The organism is Burkholderia sp. Bp8994 (genome assembly GCF_003853805.1).
Classification (GTDB): domain Bacteria; phylum Pseudomonadota; class Gammaproteobacteria; order Burkholderiales; family Burkholderiaceae; genus Burkholderia.
Map to the genome: position 1 here is coordinate 1 of NZ_QTQH01000005.1, position 17,636 is coordinate 17,636.

The following is a 17,636-nucleotide window of genomic DNA, read 5'->3' on the forward strand; positions in this document are numbered from 1 at the left end:
TGACGATGAACGCCGCGTTCTGCGGGGTGAGCAGGTGGTCGTTCGCGGGATCGCGAATCGGTTCGCTTGCCATGGTTCTCTCCAGATCAGGGTGGTGGGCGGCTGGGGATCACGATCGCGCCGCCCCGTCGTGCGGACGCGATGCGATTCTGCTGCGGTGCGGTGCCACGACGATCGAAGCGCGACGGTGCGGCGCGACCTCGACGCGGCGCGCGCCTGGCGATTCGCCGGATTCGGGTGCCGGCGAGTGTCGTCAGCTTATGCGATTCGCGCGGCGGTGCGTAGCGCGCGCGGACAGAACATAGTGTTCTCGTTCATCGAACGGCATGCGGGCGCGACCGGGCGCGGCGTGCCACTACCATGAGCGGCATGATCAGGAGCACTGACAGGTGTGAAGGCGACGGTTGCCGCGCACGCAGCGATCGAGCGGCGCGGCGGCCGGCCCCAGGAGAGAGTGTTTAGATACGAGAGTGCTCCGTGCGCGGTGGCGTGTCGCCGAGGAATTCCGGCAATGCCCGCGGCGGCAACGAAATCACGAAGCGGGCGCCGCCGAGCGGTGAATCCTCGAGCCGCACGTCGCCGCCGTGCACGAGCGCGACGCGTCGCACGATCGCGAGCCCGAGCCCGAACCCGCCGGTCTGCCGGTCGCGGCTCGAGTCGAGCCGCTGGAACGGTTCGAACACGCGCGCGCGTTCGGCGACCGGGATGCCGGGACCGTCGTCGTCCACGCTCAGCACCAGCGCGCCGGACGCGTCGTGCGTCGCGGACAGCAGCACGGTGCGCGACGCATAACGTGCGCCGTTGCGGATCAGGTTCAGCAGCGCCCGTGCGACGAGTTTCGGATCGCACACGTGGGTGGCGGGCGCGCCGGTCGTCGACACGCCGAGCGTGAGGCCGCGGTCGGCGACGTCGTTCGCGACGTTGCCGGCCACGCTGTCGATCAGCGCATCGATGGCGACGTCCATCGGCGCGAGTTCGCTTGCGCCTTGTTCGAGCCGCCCGATCGTCAGCAGCTCGGTCACCAGCTCGTCGAGTTCGCGCACGTCGCGCCGCAGTTCGTCGCGGCGTTCGCGCATGCGGCCGCTTTCGTCGGATTCGGCGAGCAGCGCGAGCCCGAATTCGAGGCGCGCGAGCGGCGTCTTCAGCTCGTGCGAGATGCCGTGCATCATCTCGCGCTGCTGCTTGATCGACGCCTCGATCCGCTCGGCCATGTCGTTGAACTGCTGCGACAGCGCGTAGATGTTCGAGCGCCCGGACAGCTTCACGCGCGTCGACAGGTTGCCCGCGCCGAACGCGTGCGCGGCGGCCTGCAGCTTGCGCAGGTCGCGCCAGTGATACGAGGTCCACAGCGCGACGGCGAACAGTGCCGCGAGTGCGGTCATCCCGTATGCGTAGATCTGGATGTCGAGGTCGGCCGGTGCGATCGGGCGGGCATGCAGGACCGAGCCGTCCGCGAGCGGCATGTAGTAGTTCCTGCGGTCGTAACTGATCGCGATCCGGCCGGCGTCCAGATCGCGCAGCGGCGCGCCGCGCAGTTGCGCACGGGCGTCGGCCATCGTCACGAAACCGAATCGCTCGTTGCCGTGCTGCGCGAGTTCACGCAGCGCGAGGCTGCGCTTGCCGCCCGGATGGCGTTCGAGGTAGTCGTTCAGCACGAACGCGTAAGTGGTCAGCGCGTTGCGCTGCGCCTGTGCCACGCGCTCGTAGAAAATCCTGTTGAACGACCATTGAATGAATACGATCGAGGCGGCACAGCACAGGATCACGATGAGGTACAGCTTGATCAACGGGCGCAGCATTTAGTCGTCCCACGCGGAAGGGCTGAACAGGTAGCCGCGGCCCCAGATCGTCTTGATCCGTTGCGGCTCCGACGAAGCGTCCTCGAAGCGCCGGCGCAGCTTCGAGATGCCCGAGTCGACCGAGCGGTCGAGCCCGTCGAATTCGATGCCGCGCAACTGCTTCAGGATGTCGTCGCGGCTCAGCACGGTGCCTGCCGCTCGCGCGAGAATCAGCAACAGGTTGAACTCGGTGGTCTTCAGGTCGACAAGTTCCCCGCGCCACGTGACCGTGCGGTTCGGCGGCGAGATCGTCAGCTCGCCGAACACGAGGGCATGCGGCTGCGTGTCGGCCGCCGGTTCGGACGCGGCAGGCTGCGCGCGGCGCAGCAGCGCACGGGCGCGCGCGACGAGCACGCGCGGCTCGATCGGCTTGGTCACGTAATCGTCGGCACCGGTTTCGAGGCCCGCGACCTGGTCGTACACGTCGGCGCGCGCGGTGAGGATCAGCACGGGCACGTTGGTGAACGCGCGAATGCGCCGGCAGACTTCCATCCCGTCGAGGTTCGGCAGCATCAGGTCGAGTATCACGAGCGCGGGCTGATGCTCGCGCACCGCGGCGACCGCGAGATCGCCGCGCCGTATGACCGTCACCGCGAATTCATAGTTGTCGAGATATTCGCGCACGAGCTGGGCGAGGCGGTCGTCGTCCTCGATCAGCAGCACACGGTATTTGAGCGGATTGTCGTTCATGTTCTCCTCGGATCCGCGCGTTCAGCCTCTCCATGCCGATGAATGCGCGGCCGGCGAATTCTATCCGGCGTGGCGACCGCCGGGGCCGCGATACGACAATCGGGAACAAACGATCACAATTGAGCACACATTTTCCGCAGATTCAGGACAGTGCTGCCGCGCCGTCGTACCTAGACTTCGGGCTCCGTCACTCTTGTCTCGACATCGTGAGTCCATCCTTCCGTTCGCTGCGCTCGTTGCGCTATTGCATGCCGCTTGCCGGCCTGACCCTTGCCGCTGTCGCCCACGCCGAAAACCAGTACGCGATATCGCTCGGCGGCGGGTTCGCTCCGCGCTACCAGGGCAGCAACCAGTATCGCGCCGTCGTCGCGCCGTCGTTCTCCGCGATGTTCGGCAACGGGTTCTTCATCGACACGGCAGCCGGCGCCGGCTACCGTCTGAACCTGCCGCACGGGGCATTCGTGTCGGCGGCGCTCGGCTATGCCGGTGGCCGTTCCGACGAAAACCGTTTCGACCTGGCGGGTTCGGATCACCTGAAGGGGATGGGCCGGATCCCCGGTTCGGTGCTCGTCGGCATGCGTGCGGGCGTGCAACTGCTCGATGGCGGCGAACTGAGCGTCGCCATCGATGCGCCGGTCACGCATACGTCGCGCGGCTTGTCCGGCCACGTCGATCTCGCGGTGCCGGTATTCAAGGCCGGCCGCCACGATATCGTCGTGACCGGCAGCGTGCATGCCGGCACGGGGCGCTACATGCAGACGTTTTACGGCGTGACCGATGCGCAGTCGGCGGCGAGCGGCTTCAGGCCGTATTCGACGAGCGGCGGGGTCGACAGCGCAACGCTGTCGCTCGCATGGAACTGGGGCGTGTCGCGGCACTGGTCGGTGCATGCGACCAGCGGCTTCACGCGGCTGCTCGGACGCTATGGCGACAGCCCGATCGTCCAGACGCGCAGCAACTACTTCGGCATGGCCGGCGTGACGTACAAGTTCTGACGCGGCCGGCCTGATTCGCCTGCGCCCCGTCCGGGGAGCACGACTTCGCCGCGGATCGGTGCGGTAACATGAAGGCGGCTTCGGCTTCGGCTTCGGCTTCGGCTTCGGCTTCGGCTTCGGCTTCGGCTTCGGTGTCAGGCTGTCGAGGCGACTGCGCGGAGCCGATTCGACTCGAACGGATCGCGCAATACGGTGCCTTGCCGGCCGGTGGCGCGCAGAACCCATCATGGATCCAACGCCCGGTGCGTGCGCGCATCCCGCACCTGCCGCGCCGGGCCGCGACACGGAGAAACCGATGAAGAACACGATCGCGATGCTCGCGGCACTCGTTGCGAGCGCAACCTTTGCGGGATGTGCGGACATGAACACGAAGCACCCCAACGCCACCGCCGGCGGCGCGGTGACGAACCCCGCGCCGTCGGGCGCCGTGAACGCGTGCAAGGCGGACGCCACCCCGGACGACGCGCTGATCGGCAAGACCGAGGCCGATGCGGCCGCGTTGCTCGACGGCTGCCTGTGGCGCGTGCTCGAGCGCGACGGCCGGTCGTTGCCGGGCACGATGGACTATCGCGAGGAGCGCCGCGACCTCGGCATTCGCGACGGCAAGGTGATCTGGGTGCGGCGCGGGTGAGGGATCGGGCCGGCCCGAGCGTTACTTCGAGATGTACCAGAGCGCGTCGGTGCTGACGCGTGCGCCCGGCTTCGTCGCGGCGGGCGCCTGAGGTGTCGCAACCGGCGGCGGCGTGTTCGACGTCACTGCGGTGGGCCACGTCGCAGGCGTGTTCGACGCGGTCGATGCCGTCGACGTATTGGCCTGACTCGAGGTTGCTGCCGAACCCGACGTGGACGCCGTGTCGATATACCAAAGCGCATCGGCCGATGCGGTGCGCTTGGCCGCTGCATCGGCGGTGTGTCTGGATGCGGGCGCTGCCGTCGCCGTCGCTGCCGTGGCGGCCGTCGCCCCCGAACGCTGCGTGCCCGCTGCGGGTGCCGCGCCCGCCTGAGCGGTCGTCCCCGTCGCGCCGCGCTGCGCGCGCGCCTCGAACGGCCCGAGCTGGAAGATTAACGTTTGCGCGGGACGCGTCAGAACGGCATACGGGAACTGCAGCTCCCACGACATCAGCACGCGGCCCGACGACGTCTCGGTGAAGATCGCCGGCACGTGTTTCATGTCGCTGAACTGCACGTAGATCCGCGCGCCGTCGTCGAACACCTGGGTCGGCTTGGCCTGGTCGGCGCCCGTGACGGTCCAGCCGAAGTTGTACGTGCCGGCCGGCCCGGCCGGCCCGCCTTGCGGTTGCGGCGGCGGCGCGGCAGGCGCGAGCGTGCGGGGCCGTGCGACCGGCGGTGCCGACACGCTCAGGCTGGCGAACGGGTTGTACGCCTGGACCTGTTGCGGCGGCGTGAAGGAGGGCGGAAGGATGGGCATGGGAGTATCCGGCGAATCCGGCATGGTCCGGATTGCATCATAGACCTTGCGCGCATACGCGAGGCGCTTGTCGGGCGACGCGGCGTTGTACGCGCCGATCGCGTTCCAGTTGGCGCCGAGCTGGCGGATGTTCTGCGACAGGATCCACGCGCCGACGTACGCGTTGGTGCACGCATCGAACAGGCTTTCCCGCGTGATGCCTTCGCGCGCGAGCGTCGGCAGCCAGGTGCTGTTGATCTGCATCAGGCCGATGTCGACGGTGCCGTTCGTGTTGGTGTTGACGGCGTTCGGATTCATCCCCGATTCGACCTGCGCGATGCCGCGCAACAGGCTCACGCTCACTTTCTGGAACGTGGCCGCGTCGTCGAGGCAGTCGGCCCGCGCGAACCCGTGCAGCGCGCACGACAACACGATCGTCGCGGCGATCTTCGGCGTGGCTTGGCTGATCGAACGGGCAGTCTGACGCGGCATGGCAGGATGGGGCGGAATCCGGCCGCCCGGTGCAAGGAAATTACGCAGACGCGAAGTGTGCCATAGCGCGCAGGCAAATGGCTCGCGTCAAACTTTCCTTTGCATTTGCCGGCGGATTTGTCGCGGATTTTCGCGGGCGCCGGTATCTCCGTGCGACAGGATGGAATCGGTAAAAAGGGCCGATTATCGTGCGCATGCCAGCGTGCGGCCGCTATCGGAATACTGACGCCACGCGTCAGTTGCGCGGCGAATGCGGCAATGAATGGTGCAGCGAAACGGACGATAAAAGGCGCGGCCACCGGTGCGCGGGGCGTGGAAACGGCGACGGCGGCCGCAGCCGCCGTGTCGATGCATCCCCGGCTCCCGAAATCCGGTTCCGACCGGCCGGCCGCGCGATGCCTCACGCAGCCGGCCGTCGTCGATCAGAAGCGGTGACGCAGGCCGAGGTTGACCATCGTCTGCGAGCTCGTGCCCGCATAGCCGTACGAACCGATCGACGCCTGCGCGGCCATCGACCCGCCGTTGCCGTCGCCGGTTTGGCCGCTCGCGTGCTGGTACGCGGCGGTGAGGTACACGTCGGTGCGCTTCGACAGCGTATAGTCCGCGCCGGCCGACACCTGGTGATAAGTCGCCGACGTATCGCCGCCCGAGCGCGTGTAGCTGTAGCCGAGCCCGACGAGTAGCGCATTGGTCGCCTGGTAGTTCACGAAGCCTTGCCCCGTGTTGTAGTGCTCGTTCGAGTTGAACACCGAGCTCGCGTCGCGGCGGTATTGCGCATTGCTGTAGCCGAGGCCGAACGTGAACGGGCCGGCCACATACTGGCCCGCGATGCGGGCGATGCCGATCGAATGCGCGCTCGCATAGCCGGTGTTGATCGGGCCGTCGAAGGTGCCGTCCGACGAGCTGGTCCAGCCGTTGCGCAGCCCGTTCGACGCGGGGCTGTTGGTCGCGTGGAAGTACCCGCCCGCGACGCTGAACGGCCCGTTGTTGTACGACACGGCGGCCGAATACGACTGCGCGGCGCCGGTGCTGCCGGCGATGCCGCCGAACGAGTACATCGCCGAGAACTGCAGGCCCGAATACACGGCCGACGTGTACTTCACCGCGTTGTCGACGCGGAAGCTGTTGTCGTAGTTGTCGACGTCGCCCGGCGTCGCGAACACGCTGCCGAGATAGTTGTCGGCGGTGATGCCCTGCACGAGGTCGATGAGCGGGTCGTACTGGCGGCCGAACGTGAGCGTGCCGTAGCGGTCGCTCGACAGCCCGACGAACGCCTGCCGGCCGAACAGGCGGCCGCCCTGGCCCTGCCGGCCGCTGCTCGGGTCGAAGCCGTTCTCGAGCTGGAACAGCGCCTTCAGCCCGCCACCGAGATCCTCGCTGCCTTTCACGCCCCAGCGGCTGCCGGAGAGATTGCCAGCGCTGCTGTTGCCGAGCATCCACGCGTTGTCCTTGCCCTGCGCGTGATTCACGTACGTGATCGACGTGTCGATTACGCCATACAGCGTGACGCTCGACTGCGCATGCGCGGCGGGCATCGCCGCGAACGACGCGAGCGAAATCAGCGAGAGGGTCGTGCGTTTCATTTCATCTCCTTGCGATTGGCCTGTTTTCTTGAACCGGAATGGCAGGAGACTACCGAGCCGCCGACGAACGGCAAAAACGAAATTCTCCGATGTGACATAAAGCCGACAGATGCATGCTGCGGCAAGGTCCATTGAGAGATTCACATTATTGAGAATCGTGTATCAATCGATTTGAATTTCGAGATGGCGCGACCGGCGTATTGCCGGAATCGTGATAATTCCGCACGATTTCCAGTCGAATTTCGACGACGATGCATTGGTCGTCGATTCATCAATTGATTATTTAACGAATCGAATCGCGTGATGCGGGCCGAGTGTGTTATTGCGCGCACCGCGCGAGCGATTTGGGTGTGACGCAGCGCGCCCGCGCGCGCCGTCAGCGGCGATCGGCACGGAGTGCGAGAATGCTGGCCTCGGCCGGCACGCGTCGTGCCGCTCACCAGGGAGCCCGCATGGACAGTCACATCGCTCCGGTGGAGCTGAAGAAAGCCTACCGTCTTCTCAACCACGGCCCGACCGTGCTCGTGTCGGCCCGTCACGACGGCGTCGACAACGTGATGGCCGCCGCGTGGGCCTGCGCACTCGATTTCCTGCCGCCGAAGCTGACGGTCGTGCTCGACAAGTCCGCGAAGACGCGCGAGCTGGTCGAGCGCAGCGGCACCTTCGTGATCCAGGTGCCGACGGCCGCGCAGCTCCAGCTCACGCATGCGGTCGGCAGTCACAGTCTCGCCGAGCGGCCGGACAAGCTGCGCGAGGCGGGCGTCACGCTGTTCGACGTCGCCGGCCATGACCTGCCGTTCGTCGCCGGCTGCTCGGGCTGGCTCGCGTGCAGGCTGATACCCGAGCCGCACAACCAGCAGGCCTACGACCTGTTCATCGGCGAGGTGGTCGGTGCATGGTCCGACACGCGCGTGTTCCGCGACGGTCACTGGTATTTCGAATCGGCCGATCCGGCGCTGCGCAGCCTGCACTACATCGCGGGCGGCAACTTCTATGCGATCGGCGAATCGCTGCACGTCGATCCGGACGCGCAGTAGGCAGAAAGCGGGCTTTCGTTCGCGATTCGGGCGCGCGGTTCACGCGCGCTTGTTCAATTCCGCCAGCATCACGTCGGCGAACGCCTGCGCGACGCGCGACAGCGTGCGCCCGCGTTTCGCGACGAGCGCGATCGGCCGCACGAACGCCGGGTCGTCGATCGGTTTCGCGACGAGGTCGGGCTCGGCGCGCACCTCGCGCGCGGCGGCCGGCAGGATCGTCACGCCGAGGCCGCCGCGCACCATCGCGACGGCCGTCATCATGTAGGTCGGTTCGCACGCGATGTCGGGCGTGCAGCCGGCCGCTTCCAGCGCGGCATCGACGACGCTGCGCACGCTCGTGCCCTGTGCGGTCAGCACGAGCGGCACGGCGGCGACGTCGGCGGTGCGCACGCGCCGCTTGCGCGTGAGCGGATGATCCTTCGGGCACACGGCGACGAGCCGGTCGGCGCCCGCGTACAGCACGTCCAGCGACGCGTCGAACGCGTCGCCGCCGGTCAGCCCGAGATCGGCTTCCTCGTTGCGCACCAGCGCGGTGACGAGACTCGCGACGCCGTCGCGAATGTCGAAGCCCGCGCGCGGCACGTCGCGCCGGAACGACTGGATCAGCTCCGGCAGCAGGCTGGATGCAAACGTCGGCAGGCATGCGAGCCGCACCGTGCCGCTCGCGCCTTCGCCGAGCGCCCGCGCATCGCGCAGCACGCGCTCCATGTCGTCGAGCGAGCGCTGCAGCAGCGGCAGCAGTTCGCGCCCGGTCTGCGTGAGCGCGACGCTGCGGCTGTTGCGGTCGAACAGCCGCGCGCCGACGATCTCCTCGAGCCGGCGGATCTGCACGGTCAGCGCCGGCTGCGACAGGTGCAGCCGCGCGGCGGCGCGCGTGAAGTTGCCGGCCTGCGCGACGGTGACGAACGCGCGAATGTCGCGAAGGTTTAGATCCATAACGGTTCGTGATTGCTGCAATCAAATCATTTCAATTGTGCTATCGCTGCGCCGACCTTACGCTCGTCTCCAACAAAAGACAAGGTAGGAGACACCGATGCTGCCGTTACTCGGGCTGGGCACGATCGTCGTGCTGCTGGCCGCAATTCTGTCGAAACGCATGTCGCCGCTCGTCGCGCTGATCATCGTGCCGATCGCGGCGTCGCTGATCGGCGGCTTCGGGCTGCATACCAGCAAGTTCGTGATCGACGGGCTGAAGGGCCTCGCGCCCGTGGTCGGGATGTTCGTGTTCGCGATCCTCTATTTCGGGACGATCACCGACGCCGGCACGCTCGACCCGATCATCGACCGCATCCTGCGCGCGGTCGGCACGCGGCCCACGCGGATCGTGATGGGCACGACGCTGCTCGCGCTGCTGATCCACCTCGACGGCTCGGGCGCCGTGTGCTTTCTCGTGACGATTCCCGCGGTGCTGCCGCTTTACGACCGCCTGAAGATGGACCGGCGCGTCCTGGCCGCGGCCGTGTCGATGGCCGCGGGGATCAACTTCCTGCCGTGGACGGGGCCGATGATCCGTGCGTCGGCCTCGCTGCACCTGCCGGTGTCGGCGCTGTTCAATCCGCTGATTCCGGTGCAGGCGATCGGGCTCGTGTTCGTGTTCGGCGTCGCGTACTGGCTTGGGCGGCGCGAGGAGAAGCGGCTCGGACTCTCGCGCGACGATGCGTCGATTCCGCTGCCGACCCGGGCGCTCACGCCCGACGAGCAGGCGCTGCGCCGGCCGCGCCTGTTCTGGTTCAACCTGCTGCTGACGCTCGTCGTGCTCGGCACGATGGTCGTGATGGGCGAGAAGATCCCGCCGGCGATCATGTTCATGGTCGGGCTGTGTGTCGCGCTGATGGTGAACTACCCGGACGTCGACATGCAGAGGAAGCGCATCGACGCGCATGCGCGCGCGGCGCTGATGATGGCCGGCATCCTGCTCGCGGCCGGCGTGTTCACCGGGATCATGCAGGGCAGCGGGATGCTGAAGGCGATGGCGCAGGCGGCGGTCGGCTTCGTGCCGCCGTCGATGGCCGGCCACATTCCGGTCGCGCTCGGCCTGGCGTCGATGCCGCTCAGCATGCTGTTCGATCCCGATTCGTTCTACTTCGGCGTGCTGCCGGTGATCGCCGAAGTGGCCGGCCAGCTCGGCGTGCCGGCCGTGCACGTGGGGCAGGCCGCGCTGCTCGGCCAGATGACGACCGGGTTTCCGGTCAGCCCGCTGACGCCCGCGACGTTCCTCGTCGTCGGCCTGTGCGGCATCGAGCTGGCCGAGCACCAGAAGTTCACGTTCCCGCTGCTGTTCGGCGCCTCGATCGTGATGACGATCGCGTGCGTCGTGATGGGCGTCTTTTGATTTTTTTCCCGGCGCGCGAGCGCCGGATCACGGTACCGACATGACAGCAAAGCCATCACACGAACGGCGCGTGCGCATCGGCGCGGGCGCCGGCTACTCGGGCGACCGGATCGAGCCCGCGGTCGAGCTGGCCGAACACGGGCAGCTCGACTATCTCGTCTTCGAGTGCCTGGCCGAGCGCACGATCGCGCTCGCGCAGCAGGCGCGGCGCAAGGATCCGGCGCTCGGCTACGATCCGCTGCTCGACGCGCGCATGCATGCCGTGCTGCCGGTGGCGGCGGACAAGCGCGTGCGGATCGTGTCGAACATGGGCGCGGCGAACCCGCGCGCGGCCGCGCGGCGCACCGCGCGGATCGCGCAGTCGCTCGGCCTCGCGGGGCTGAAGGTCGCGGCGGTCGAAGGCGACGACGTGCTCGACGTCGTGCTGCGCGGCGCGTTCCGCTTCGAGGAGTCGGGCGACGAAGTCGCCGCGTATCGCGACCGCATCGTGTCCGCGAACGCGTATCTCGGCGCCGCGCCGATCGTCGATGCGCTCGCGGCCGGCGCGGACGTCGTGCTGACCGGGCGCGTCGCCGATCCGTCGCTGTTCGCCGCGCCGCTGATCCACGCGTTCGGCTGGCGGATGGACGACTGGGACACGCTCGGGGCCGCGACGGTCGTCGGCCATCTGCTCGAATGCGCGGGGCAGGTGACGGGCGGCTATTTCGCCGACCCCGGCTACAAGGATGTGCCGAACCTCGCGCGGCTCGGCTTCCCGATCGGCGAGGTCGCGGCCGACGGCTCGGTCGTGATCACCAAGGTGCCGCACGCGGGCGGCCGCGTGAGCGCGGCGACCTGCAAGGAACAGCTGCTGTACGAGATTCACGATCCGGCGCGCTACCTGCAGCCCGACGTCGTCGCGGATTTCACGCGCGTGGCGGTGGCGGAGGAGGCGCCGGACCGCGTGCGCGTGACGGGCGGGCGCGGCAGCGCACGCACCGGGACGCTCAAGGTGTCGGTCGCGTATGTCGACGGCCATATCGGCGAAGGGCAGATCTCGTACGGCGGGCCGGGCGCGCTGGAACGCGCGCGGCTCGCGCTCGACATCGTCCGCGAGCGGCTCGCGCTGACGGGCGTGGCCGCGACCGAACTGCGTTTCGATTTGATCGGCGTGGATGCGCTGTACGGCGACGCGACGCCCGCCGTGCGCGGCGAGCCGGCCGAAGTCCGCGTGCGGGTGGCCGGCCGTGCGGCGAGTGCCGCCGAGGCCGCGCGGATCGGCAACGAAGTCGAGACGCTCTATACGAACGGGCCGGCCGGCGGCGGCGGTGCGTTCAAGTCGACGCGCGAGGTGATCGCCGTGCAGTCGGTGCTGCTGCCGCGCACGGCCGTGACGCCGTCGTTTTCTTTCGTGGAGGCATGATGCAATTGCGTGAACTGGCGCATGCGCGCACCGGCGACAAGGGCAATACGCTGAACGTATCGGTCATCTGCCGCGATCCGCGTCACTACGAACACCTGCGCGCGCATCTCGATGCGGCCGCGGTGAAGGGATGGCTCGCGGGCATCGTGCACGGCGACGTCGTGCGCTACGAGCTGCCGGCGCTTGCCGCGTTCAACTTCGTGCTGCGCGACGCGCTCGGCGGCGGCGTCACGCGTTCGCTCGCGCTCGATGCGCACGGCAAGTCGGTCAGCTCGGTGTTGCTGGCGATCGATGTGCCGGAGCCTGAGTGACGACGTGGCGGCGTGCATCGCCAACCGGCCGCGTTCGCCGCCAGGTTCGTGCTCACGGAATCAACCACTCGCGACGCCCGTCCGCGTGCTCGATGCGTTCGCCCGCGATGTGCAGGCGCTGATCCGCACGATAGTCGTAGACCGCGCGCGATGCGGCGACCTGGTCGAGATCGAGTTCGACCGTGTGGCGCGATTCGCCGTTGCCGGCTTCGAAGATCAGGTTTCCGAACGGATCGGCCGCGAGGCTGCCGCCCGCGAACACGACGTCGTGCGCACCTGCGCCGACGCGGTTCGCGACGACCGCGAACACCTGGTTTTCCATCGCGCGGGCCGAGACCGACGTGCGATGCACCTGACGGTACGGCTCCATGTTGCCGTCGGTCACGAGGATCAGCTGCGTGCCGAGCGCCGCAAGCGCGCGGCCGGTTTCCGGAAATTCGCTGTCGTAGCAGATCAAGAGGCCGATCCGCGCGCCGCGCCATTCGACGCTCGCGTAGCGGTCGCCGGGCAGCACGACGTCGCGCTCGCTCAGCCACAGATGTGTCTTGCGATAGCGCAGCGCGATGCCGTCCGGCGTGACGAACACGGTCGTGTTGTAGAAGCGCCCGCCGTCGTTCTCGATCAGCCCGGCCACCACCGCGACGTTGCGCGCCCGTGCGGCCGCGATCACCGCGCCGATGCTCGGACCGTCGAGCGGCTCGGCCACGCGCGCGAGATTCGACGGATCGAGAAAACCGGTGAGCTGCGCTTCCGGAAACATCACGATGTCGGTGCCGGGCGCGCAGCTCGCGATGGCGTCGAGCGTGCGCCGCAGGTTGTACGGTGTGTCGCCGTCGCGGCCGGCCAGCTGCACGATGTCGAGTTTCAATTTCATGGGCGGGTTCGGTGGCAGTGGCTCGTCGCGCGATGCGGCGCAAGGGTGGGGAGGAGCGTCAGTATGCGCCGAACGCGCCGGTTTCCCATCCCGCCGACGCGTTAGCGCTTGCGATGCCGCGCCGCCCGCGCATCACACGTACAGGTAGCGCACGAGGTGGAAGAACACCGGCGCCGCGAAGCAGACCGAGTCGACGCGATCGAGCATCCCGCCGTGGCCCGCGATCATCGAACCCCAGTCCTTGGTGCCGAGCGAGCGCTTCACGGCCGACAGCACGAGGCCGCCGACGAAGCCCGCGATCACGATCGCGAGCGAGATCCCGAACGCCGCGCCGAAGCTGAACGGCGTCACGCGATACAGCGATGCGCCGCACAGCGTCGCGAGCAGGCCGCCGCCGACGAAGCCTTCGACCGTCTTCGACGGCGACAGCTGCGGCGCGATCTTGCGGCGCCCGCACAGCTTGCCGACCACGTACTGCAGCACGTCGCTGATCTGCACGACGAACAGGAAGAAGAACAGCAGCAGCGCGTTCTGCCCGGCGTAGCGCGGAATGTCGAGGATCAGCACGGCCGGCGCGTGGCTCAGCCCGTACACGCACACCATCAGCGCCCAGTTGATCTTCGCGTTGCGGCTCAGGAATTCGCGCGTGTCCTGCGTGAGCGCCGACACCAGCGACATCGCGAAGAACAGGTGTACCGGAACGAAGATCGAATACATCCCGTACCAGTTGATCCCGAGCAGCAGGTACTGCACCGGAATCGCGACGAAGAACGCGATGAAGAGCGTCGTATGGTCGCTCGCGGTCGTCGGCGTGAGCGTGATGAACTCGCGCAGCGTCAGGTACGACAGCAGCGCGAACACCAGATACGTGACGTTGTTGCCGAGGCTGATCGCGATGACCATGATTGCGATCATCGCCCACCACGCGCGGATGCGCTGGTTCAGGTTGACGATGGTCGCGCTCGCGCCGCCGCTGCGCGCGCCGAGGATCGCACCGATCACGGTCGCGAGCACCAGCACGCCGGTGACGCCCGCGACCAGTTCCCAGAAAAGAGTTCGCATGAAGAGGTCCGGAAAAGGGAGAGGTGGGCGCCGCGTTCAGCCGGCCGGCCGCTGCGGCGGCGCGAGCGCGACGATCGCGTCGCGCATGCGGGCGAGGAAGGTCGGCTTGTCTTCGCCGGCGCCGAGCGCGTCGTTCGCGCCGAAGTGCACCTTGCAGATCAGCGGCACGGGCCAGATCGCGCCCTTCGGCATGATGCGCTGCAGGTTCTCGAGATAGACCGGCGCGAGCGCGACGTTCGGAAACTCGGTCGCGAGATGGAACAGGCCGCTCTTGAACGGCTGCGGCAACACGTCCGCGCCGCGCGTGCCTTCCGGGAAGATGATGATCGAGTGGCCTTGCCGCAACGCATCGCGCACCGGGTCCAACGGGTCGCCGCCGCTTTCGCGGTGACGGTCGATCAGCACGACGTTCAGCAGCTTCTGCGCGATGTGGCGCTTCAGGTCGCCGCTGTCCCAGTAATCGCGCGCGGCGACGGGCCGCACGACCGCGCGCACGTCGCGCGGCAGCGCGGCGAGGATCGCGAGCGTGTCGATGTGGCTCGTGTGGTTCGAGAAGTAGATCTTCTGCGTCGGGGAAGGCGGCGCCTGATGCCAGACCGGATACGCGCCGGCGACGAGCCGCACGATCGACAGCAGGAAATCGCGCTGCCAGATGTTCAGGATGTTCATCGGCGCCGCGCCTCCTGCGTGCATGCCCGCGCGGCCGCGCGGGCGCGGCGGGCGGAATCCCGGAATGCCGGCGCGGCAGGATGCGCGCCGGACGGCCATTGTTCAAGTTTTTTCAAATTCGTGGCTGCCTGTCGCAGGGCCGCGATCATCGGACGATGCGCCGGCAGAGTTGCGTTGCGGCGAATGCGCCGTTCGACGGCGTGATAATCGGCTGTTGCACGAGCGCCCGGCGACAGTTCGAGTGAATTGCTGCGCTCACGGGCCAGCGGATTATCGCGAGTTTCCGTCGAAAACGCCAGATTGCCCGGCGCGGCGCGCGGCTTGACGCGTCGGGGCCGCTCGGCGACGATTACGACCACCTGTCGAAAGCCGCCGCCGGCGGTTGCGCCGCCCGGGGCATGGCGGCGACGAACGTATCCGAACGTGCCGAACCAATAAAACGATGAGCCTTTACGCACTCAAACCGAAATTCCAGAACCGTCTGCGTCCGTTCGCGGATTCGCTTGCCGAGCGCGGCGTCACGGCCAACCAGGTCACGCTGTTCGCGGCCGGCGGCTCGATCGTCGTCGGCGCGCTCGCGGGGCTCGGCGTGTTCGCCCGCGTGCTGTTCCTGCTGATTCCGATCTGGCTGTTCGTGCGGATGGCGCTCAACGCGATCGACGGCATGCTCGCCCGCGAGCACGGGCAGAAGAGCACGCTCGGCGCGTACCTGAACGAGCTCGGCGACATCGTGTCCGATGTCGCGCTCGTGCTGCCGTTCCTCGCGATTCCCGCGTTCGCGCCGGCAGATGTCTGGCTGTTCGCGCTCACGGCGATCATCGTCGAATGCGCGGGGCTGATCGGCCCGCTCGCCGGTGCGACGCGCCGCTACGACGGCCCGTTCGGCAAGAGCGACCGCGCGCTCGCGCTCGGCGCGTTCGCGCTGTGGATCGGCTTCGGCCTGCCGGTCGGCGGTGTCGCCGCGTGGCTGTGGCGCGTGCTGATCGTGCTGTCGATCGTGACGGCGGTGCGGCGCGTGCAGGCGGGCGTCGCCGAAGCGGGTGGCTGACGGCGGCTGGCGGCCGTGGCGGGACCGGCGCCGGAGGGGGGCGCCGCATGATTCGAATAACGAAACGAGAGAGATCGCATGAGCGCACGCATGGCCCGCGAGGCCGGCTTCGTCACGCACGACGGCGACACGCTGTTCTAGCGTCACTGGCCCGCGACGGGCCCGCGCTGCCGCGACGCGATCGTGCTGCTGCATCGAGGCCACGAACATTCGGCGCGCGTCGCGCACCTCGTCGACTCGGCGAGCGTGACCGCGCGCAGGCGCTCGCGCCGCTGCGTGCGTTCGAGCTGCGCGGGCTCGCACAGGCGGTGCCGCCCGGCGGCTATCTCGTCTGCACCGGACAGCCGTGGCATCCGCAGCTGGAATTCATCGCGCGTGCGCTGAACAATCATCGCGGCGAGGCGACCTGGGTGATGCGCCGCCGCTCGCAGGCCGGGATGGACGAACTCGTCGCGCGCGCGGGCTGTCGCAAGCTCGACCAGCGGATCGCGAGCTGGGCATCTTCACGGTCGGCCTCGCGAAGCGGGTCGACGCGTCATGAGCGCGCTCGGGTTGTGCCGGGCCGGCGTGCTGGTCGCGATCGTGCAGTGGATCGTGGTCGGGGCGGCGATCGCGGTGCCGCAGTCCGGTCAGCCGTGCGCGAGCGGCCCGGCTGGCCGAATGGGCCGGGCGTCCCACGTCACGCGTGGCATGCCCGTTGCGTCCGCGTGCGCTTCACCTCGTACATCGCCTGGTCCGCATGCTCGATCAGCGCGTTCATGTCGGTGCCGTCTTCGGGCAGCATCGCGACGCCGACACTGACACCGAGCCGCAGCGGCTGCCCCTCGAACTCGAACGGTTCGGCGACCTGCCGGGCGAGCCGTGCGCGTTGTGCGTCGATGTCGTCGCGGCTGCCGACGTTCGGCAGGATCACCGCGAACTCGTCGCCGCCCACCCGCGCGACCGTATCCGAGCGCCGCACGGCGCCCAGCATCCGCGTGGCGGCCTCGCGCAGCGCGGCGTCGCCCGCGCGGTGGCCGTAGCCGTCGTTGATCGGCTTGAGCCCGTCCATGTCGATGTTGAGGATGCCGAGCCGGCCGTTCGCGCGCAGCGCCGTGTGCATCGACTGGCGCAGGCGGTCGTAGAACAGCGCGCGGTTCGGCAGGCCGGTGAGCGCGTCGTGCGTCGCGCGCAGGTACAGCTCGTTCGCCTCGTTGCGCGCCGCGTGGAACATCGCCGCGGCGATCAGGTCGGCCGTGAGCCGCAGCGTGCCGGCGTCGGCGGCCGAGAAGCCGTCGACCTCCGGCGACATCACCTTCAGCACGCCGACCGTCGTGTCCGCATGGGTGAGCGGCATCACCAGCATCGAGCGCAGCCCGACGCGGCGGCAGGCATCGCGATCGACGCGCGGGTCGGTTTCCGAATCCGTGCAGCGCAGCAATTCGCCGCGCGTCACGCACAGGCCCGACAGGCTGCCCGAGCGGCGCAACCGCAGCCCGAGCATCCCGGCGGCGGAACCCGACGCGGCGCGGTACACCATGTCGTCGCCTTCGGCGAATTCGACCGCCGCGCCGCTCGCGCCCGTGAGTTGCGGCACCTGCTCGGTCACATAAGCCATCACGCTGCCGAGGTCGAGGCCGAGTTTCGCGATCTCGGTCTGGGTGGCGATGATGCGCAGCAGCGTGTCGGGGGAAGGGGTGGCGGTGTCGACGATTTGATCCAAGTCAGTTTTCCATGAAGAAAGCCCGGCACGCGGCGCCGGCTTGCGGTAGCATACGCGCCGCCCACGCGGCAGCGCGTTCCGGGCGGCCCGCAAGGGGTCGCATCCGGCATCCGGCATCGGTATCCGGACGGTTCGCCGGCGCGACGGTTCGCCGATCCGGCAGCGTCGGCAGTATGCCGATCGGTCCGGCCGG

At 68.4% G+C, this 17,636-nt stretch carries 17 protein-coding genes and 2 pseudogenes; 8 read left to right on the forward strand and 11 right to left on the reverse strand.

Annotation, left to right across the window (positions count from 1 at the left end):
• The 3 genes and pseudogenes from DIE04_RS06190 to DIE04_RS06200 form a co-directional block, all read right to left on the reverse strand.
• A pseudogene (locus tag DIE04_RS06190) lies at nucleotides 1-73 on the reverse strand (hydrolase); the annotation flags it as partial.
• A gap of 385 nt (nucleotides 74-458) precedes the next feature.
• The gene (locus DIE04_RS06195) at nucleotides 459-1,799 is read right to left on the reverse strand and encodes an ATP-binding protein (RefSeq protein WP_124523919.1); all 1,341 of its coding nucleotides are present in this window, start codon (nucleotides 1,797-1,799) and stop codon (nucleotides 459-461) included.
• Nucleotides 1,800-2,528 carry a response regulator gene (locus DIE04_RS06200; RefSeq protein WP_124523917.1) on the reverse strand — a complete coding sequence of 243 codons (729 nt, stop codon included), beginning with the start codon at nucleotides 2,526-2,528 and terminating at the stop codon, nucleotides 1,800-1,802.
• A gap of 248 nt (nucleotides 2,529-2,776) precedes the next feature.
• Between DIE04_RS06200 and DIE04_RS06205 the strand changes: the two genes are divergently transcribed.
• Together DIE04_RS06205 and DIE04_RS06210 are read left to right on the forward strand one after the other, a co-directional pair.
• Nucleotides 2,777-3,523, forward strand: coding sequence for a MipA/OmpV family protein (locus DIE04_RS06205; RefSeq protein ID WP_124523922.1), 747 nt, complete (start codon nucleotides 2,777-2,779; stop codon nucleotides 3,521-3,523).
• A gap of 295 nt (nucleotides 3,524-3,818) precedes the next feature.
• Complete coding sequence (locus DIE04_RS06210; RefSeq protein ID WP_124489505.1) at nucleotides 3,819-4,154, forward strand: hypothetical protein; 336 nt, start codon at nucleotides 3,819-3,821, stop codon at nucleotides 4,152-4,154.
• 21 nt (nucleotides 4,155-4,175) lie between these two features.
• Here the strand turns inward: DIE04_RS06210 and DIE04_RS06215 are convergent, their stop codons facing one another.
• Together DIE04_RS06215 and DIE04_RS06220 are read right to left on the reverse strand one after the other, a co-directional pair.
• Nucleotides 4,176-5,423, reverse strand: a complete 1,248-nt coding sequence (locus tag DIE04_RS06215) for a transglycosylase SLT domain-containing protein (protein ID WP_124523915.1) — start codon at nucleotides 5,421-5,423, stop codon at nucleotides 4,176-4,178.
• A gap of 422 nt (nucleotides 5,424-5,845) precedes the next feature.
• Nucleotides 5,846-7,006: a porin gene (locus DIE04_RS06220; RefSeq protein ID WP_124489503.1), complete on the reverse strand. Its 1,161-nt coding sequence runs from the start codon at nucleotides 7,004-7,006 to the stop codon at nucleotides 5,846-5,848.
• A 452-nt stretch (nucleotides 7,007-7,458) separates the two neighbouring features.
• On the opposite strand from DIE04_RS06220, the gene DIE04_RS06225 reads away from it, so the two are divergent.
• Nucleotides 7,459-8,043 carry a flavin reductase family protein gene (locus tag DIE04_RS06225; RefSeq protein WP_124523913.1) on the forward strand — a complete coding sequence of 195 codons (585 nt, stop codon included), beginning with the start codon at nucleotides 7,459-7,461 and terminating at the stop codon, nucleotides 8,041-8,043.
• Between the two features lie 39 nt (nucleotides 8,044-8,082).
• Here the strand turns inward: DIE04_RS06225 and DIE04_RS06230 are convergent, their stop codons facing one another.
• The gene (locus DIE04_RS06230) at nucleotides 8,083-8,979 is read right to left on the reverse strand and encodes a LysR family transcriptional regulator (RefSeq protein ID WP_124523911.1); all 897 of its coding nucleotides are present in this window, start codon (nucleotides 8,977-8,979) and stop codon (nucleotides 8,083-8,085) included.
• A 97-nt stretch (nucleotides 8,980-9,076) separates the two neighbouring features.
• Here DIE04_RS06230 and DIE04_RS06235 point away from each other — a divergent pair, with 97 nt between their 5' ends.
• Genes DIE04_RS06235 through DIE04_RS06245 form a run of 3 tightly spaced genes read left to right on the forward strand, consistent with a single transcriptional unit; the run spans nucleotide 9,077 to nucleotide 12,088 of the window.
• A complete protein-coding gene (locus DIE04_RS06235) occupies nucleotides 9,077-10,375 on the forward strand; it encodes a CitMHS family transporter (RefSeq protein WP_124523909.1) in 1,299 nt (432 codons plus the stop codon).
• 40 nt (nucleotides 10,376-10,415) lie between these two features.
• The gene (locus DIE04_RS06240) at nucleotides 10,416-11,777 is read left to right on the forward strand and encodes an acyclic terpene utilization AtuA family protein (RefSeq protein WP_124523907.1); all 1,362 of its coding nucleotides are present in this window, start codon (nucleotides 10,416-10,418) and stop codon (nucleotides 11,775-11,777) included.
• Nucleotides 11,777-12,088 (forward strand): hypothetical protein, encoded by a 312-nt coding sequence (locus DIE04_RS06245; RefSeq protein ID WP_124489499.1) that lies wholly within the window; start codon nucleotides 11,777-11,779, stop codon nucleotides 12,086-12,088. The genes DIE04_RS06240 and DIE04_RS06245 overlap by 1 nt, the downstream gene beginning before the upstream one ends.
• A gap of 52 nt (nucleotides 12,089-12,140) precedes the next feature.
• Here the strand turns inward: DIE04_RS06245 and DIE04_RS06250 are convergent, their stop codons facing one another.
• The 4 genes from DIE04_RS06250 to DIE04_RS06265 all read right to left on the reverse strand — a co-directional run bounded on the left by DIE04_RS06250 (nucleotide 12,141) and on the right by DIE04_RS06265 (nucleotide 15,151).
• Complete coding sequence (locus DIE04_RS06250) at nucleotides 12,141-12,962, reverse strand: carbon-nitrogen hydrolase family protein (RefSeq protein WP_124523905.1); 822 nt, start codon at nucleotides 12,960-12,962, stop codon at nucleotides 12,141-12,143.
• Between the two features lie 132 nt (nucleotides 12,963-13,094).
• Nucleotides 13,095-14,024, reverse strand: coding sequence for a phosphatidate cytidylyltransferase (locus tag DIE04_RS06255; protein WP_044848429.1), 930 nt, complete (start codon nucleotides 14,022-14,024; stop codon nucleotides 13,095-13,097).
• Between the two features lie 36 nt (nucleotides 14,025-14,060).
• Nucleotides 14,061-14,693 (reverse strand): lysophospholipid acyltransferase family protein, encoded by a 633-nt coding sequence (locus DIE04_RS06260; protein WP_124489497.1) that lies wholly within the window; start codon nucleotides 14,691-14,693, stop codon nucleotides 14,061-14,063.
• Complete coding sequence (locus DIE04_RS06265) at nucleotides 14,690-15,151, reverse strand: hypothetical protein (RefSeq protein WP_260426331.1); 462 nt, start codon at nucleotides 15,149-15,151, stop codon at nucleotides 14,690-14,692. Before DIE04_RS06265 ends, DIE04_RS06260 begins: the two co-directional genes overlap by 4 nt.
• Between DIE04_RS06265 and DIE04_RS06270 the strand changes: the two genes are divergently transcribed.
• A complete protein-coding gene (locus DIE04_RS06270) occupies nucleotides 15,136-15,741 on the forward strand; it encodes a CDP-alcohol phosphatidyltransferase family protein (RefSeq protein ID WP_124489496.1) in 606 nt (201 codons plus the stop codon). The two genes, DIE04_RS06265 and DIE04_RS06270, sit on opposite strands and share 16 nt — an antisense overlap.
• Before the next feature lie 287 nt (nucleotides 15,742-16,028).
• A pseudogene (locus DIE04_RS06275) lies at nucleotides 16,029-16,282 on the forward strand (class I SAM-dependent methyltransferase family protein); the annotation flags it as partial.
• 138 nt (nucleotides 16,283-16,420) lie between these two features.
• Here DIE04_RS06275 and DIE04_RS06280 read toward each other — a convergent pair.
• Complete coding sequence (locus DIE04_RS06280; RefSeq protein ID WP_044848432.1) at nucleotides 16,421-17,443, reverse strand: sensor domain-containing diguanylate cyclase; 1,023 nt, start codon at nucleotides 17,441-17,443, stop codon at nucleotides 16,421-16,423.
• Between the last annotated feature and the right edge of the window lie 193 nt (nucleotides 17,444-17,636).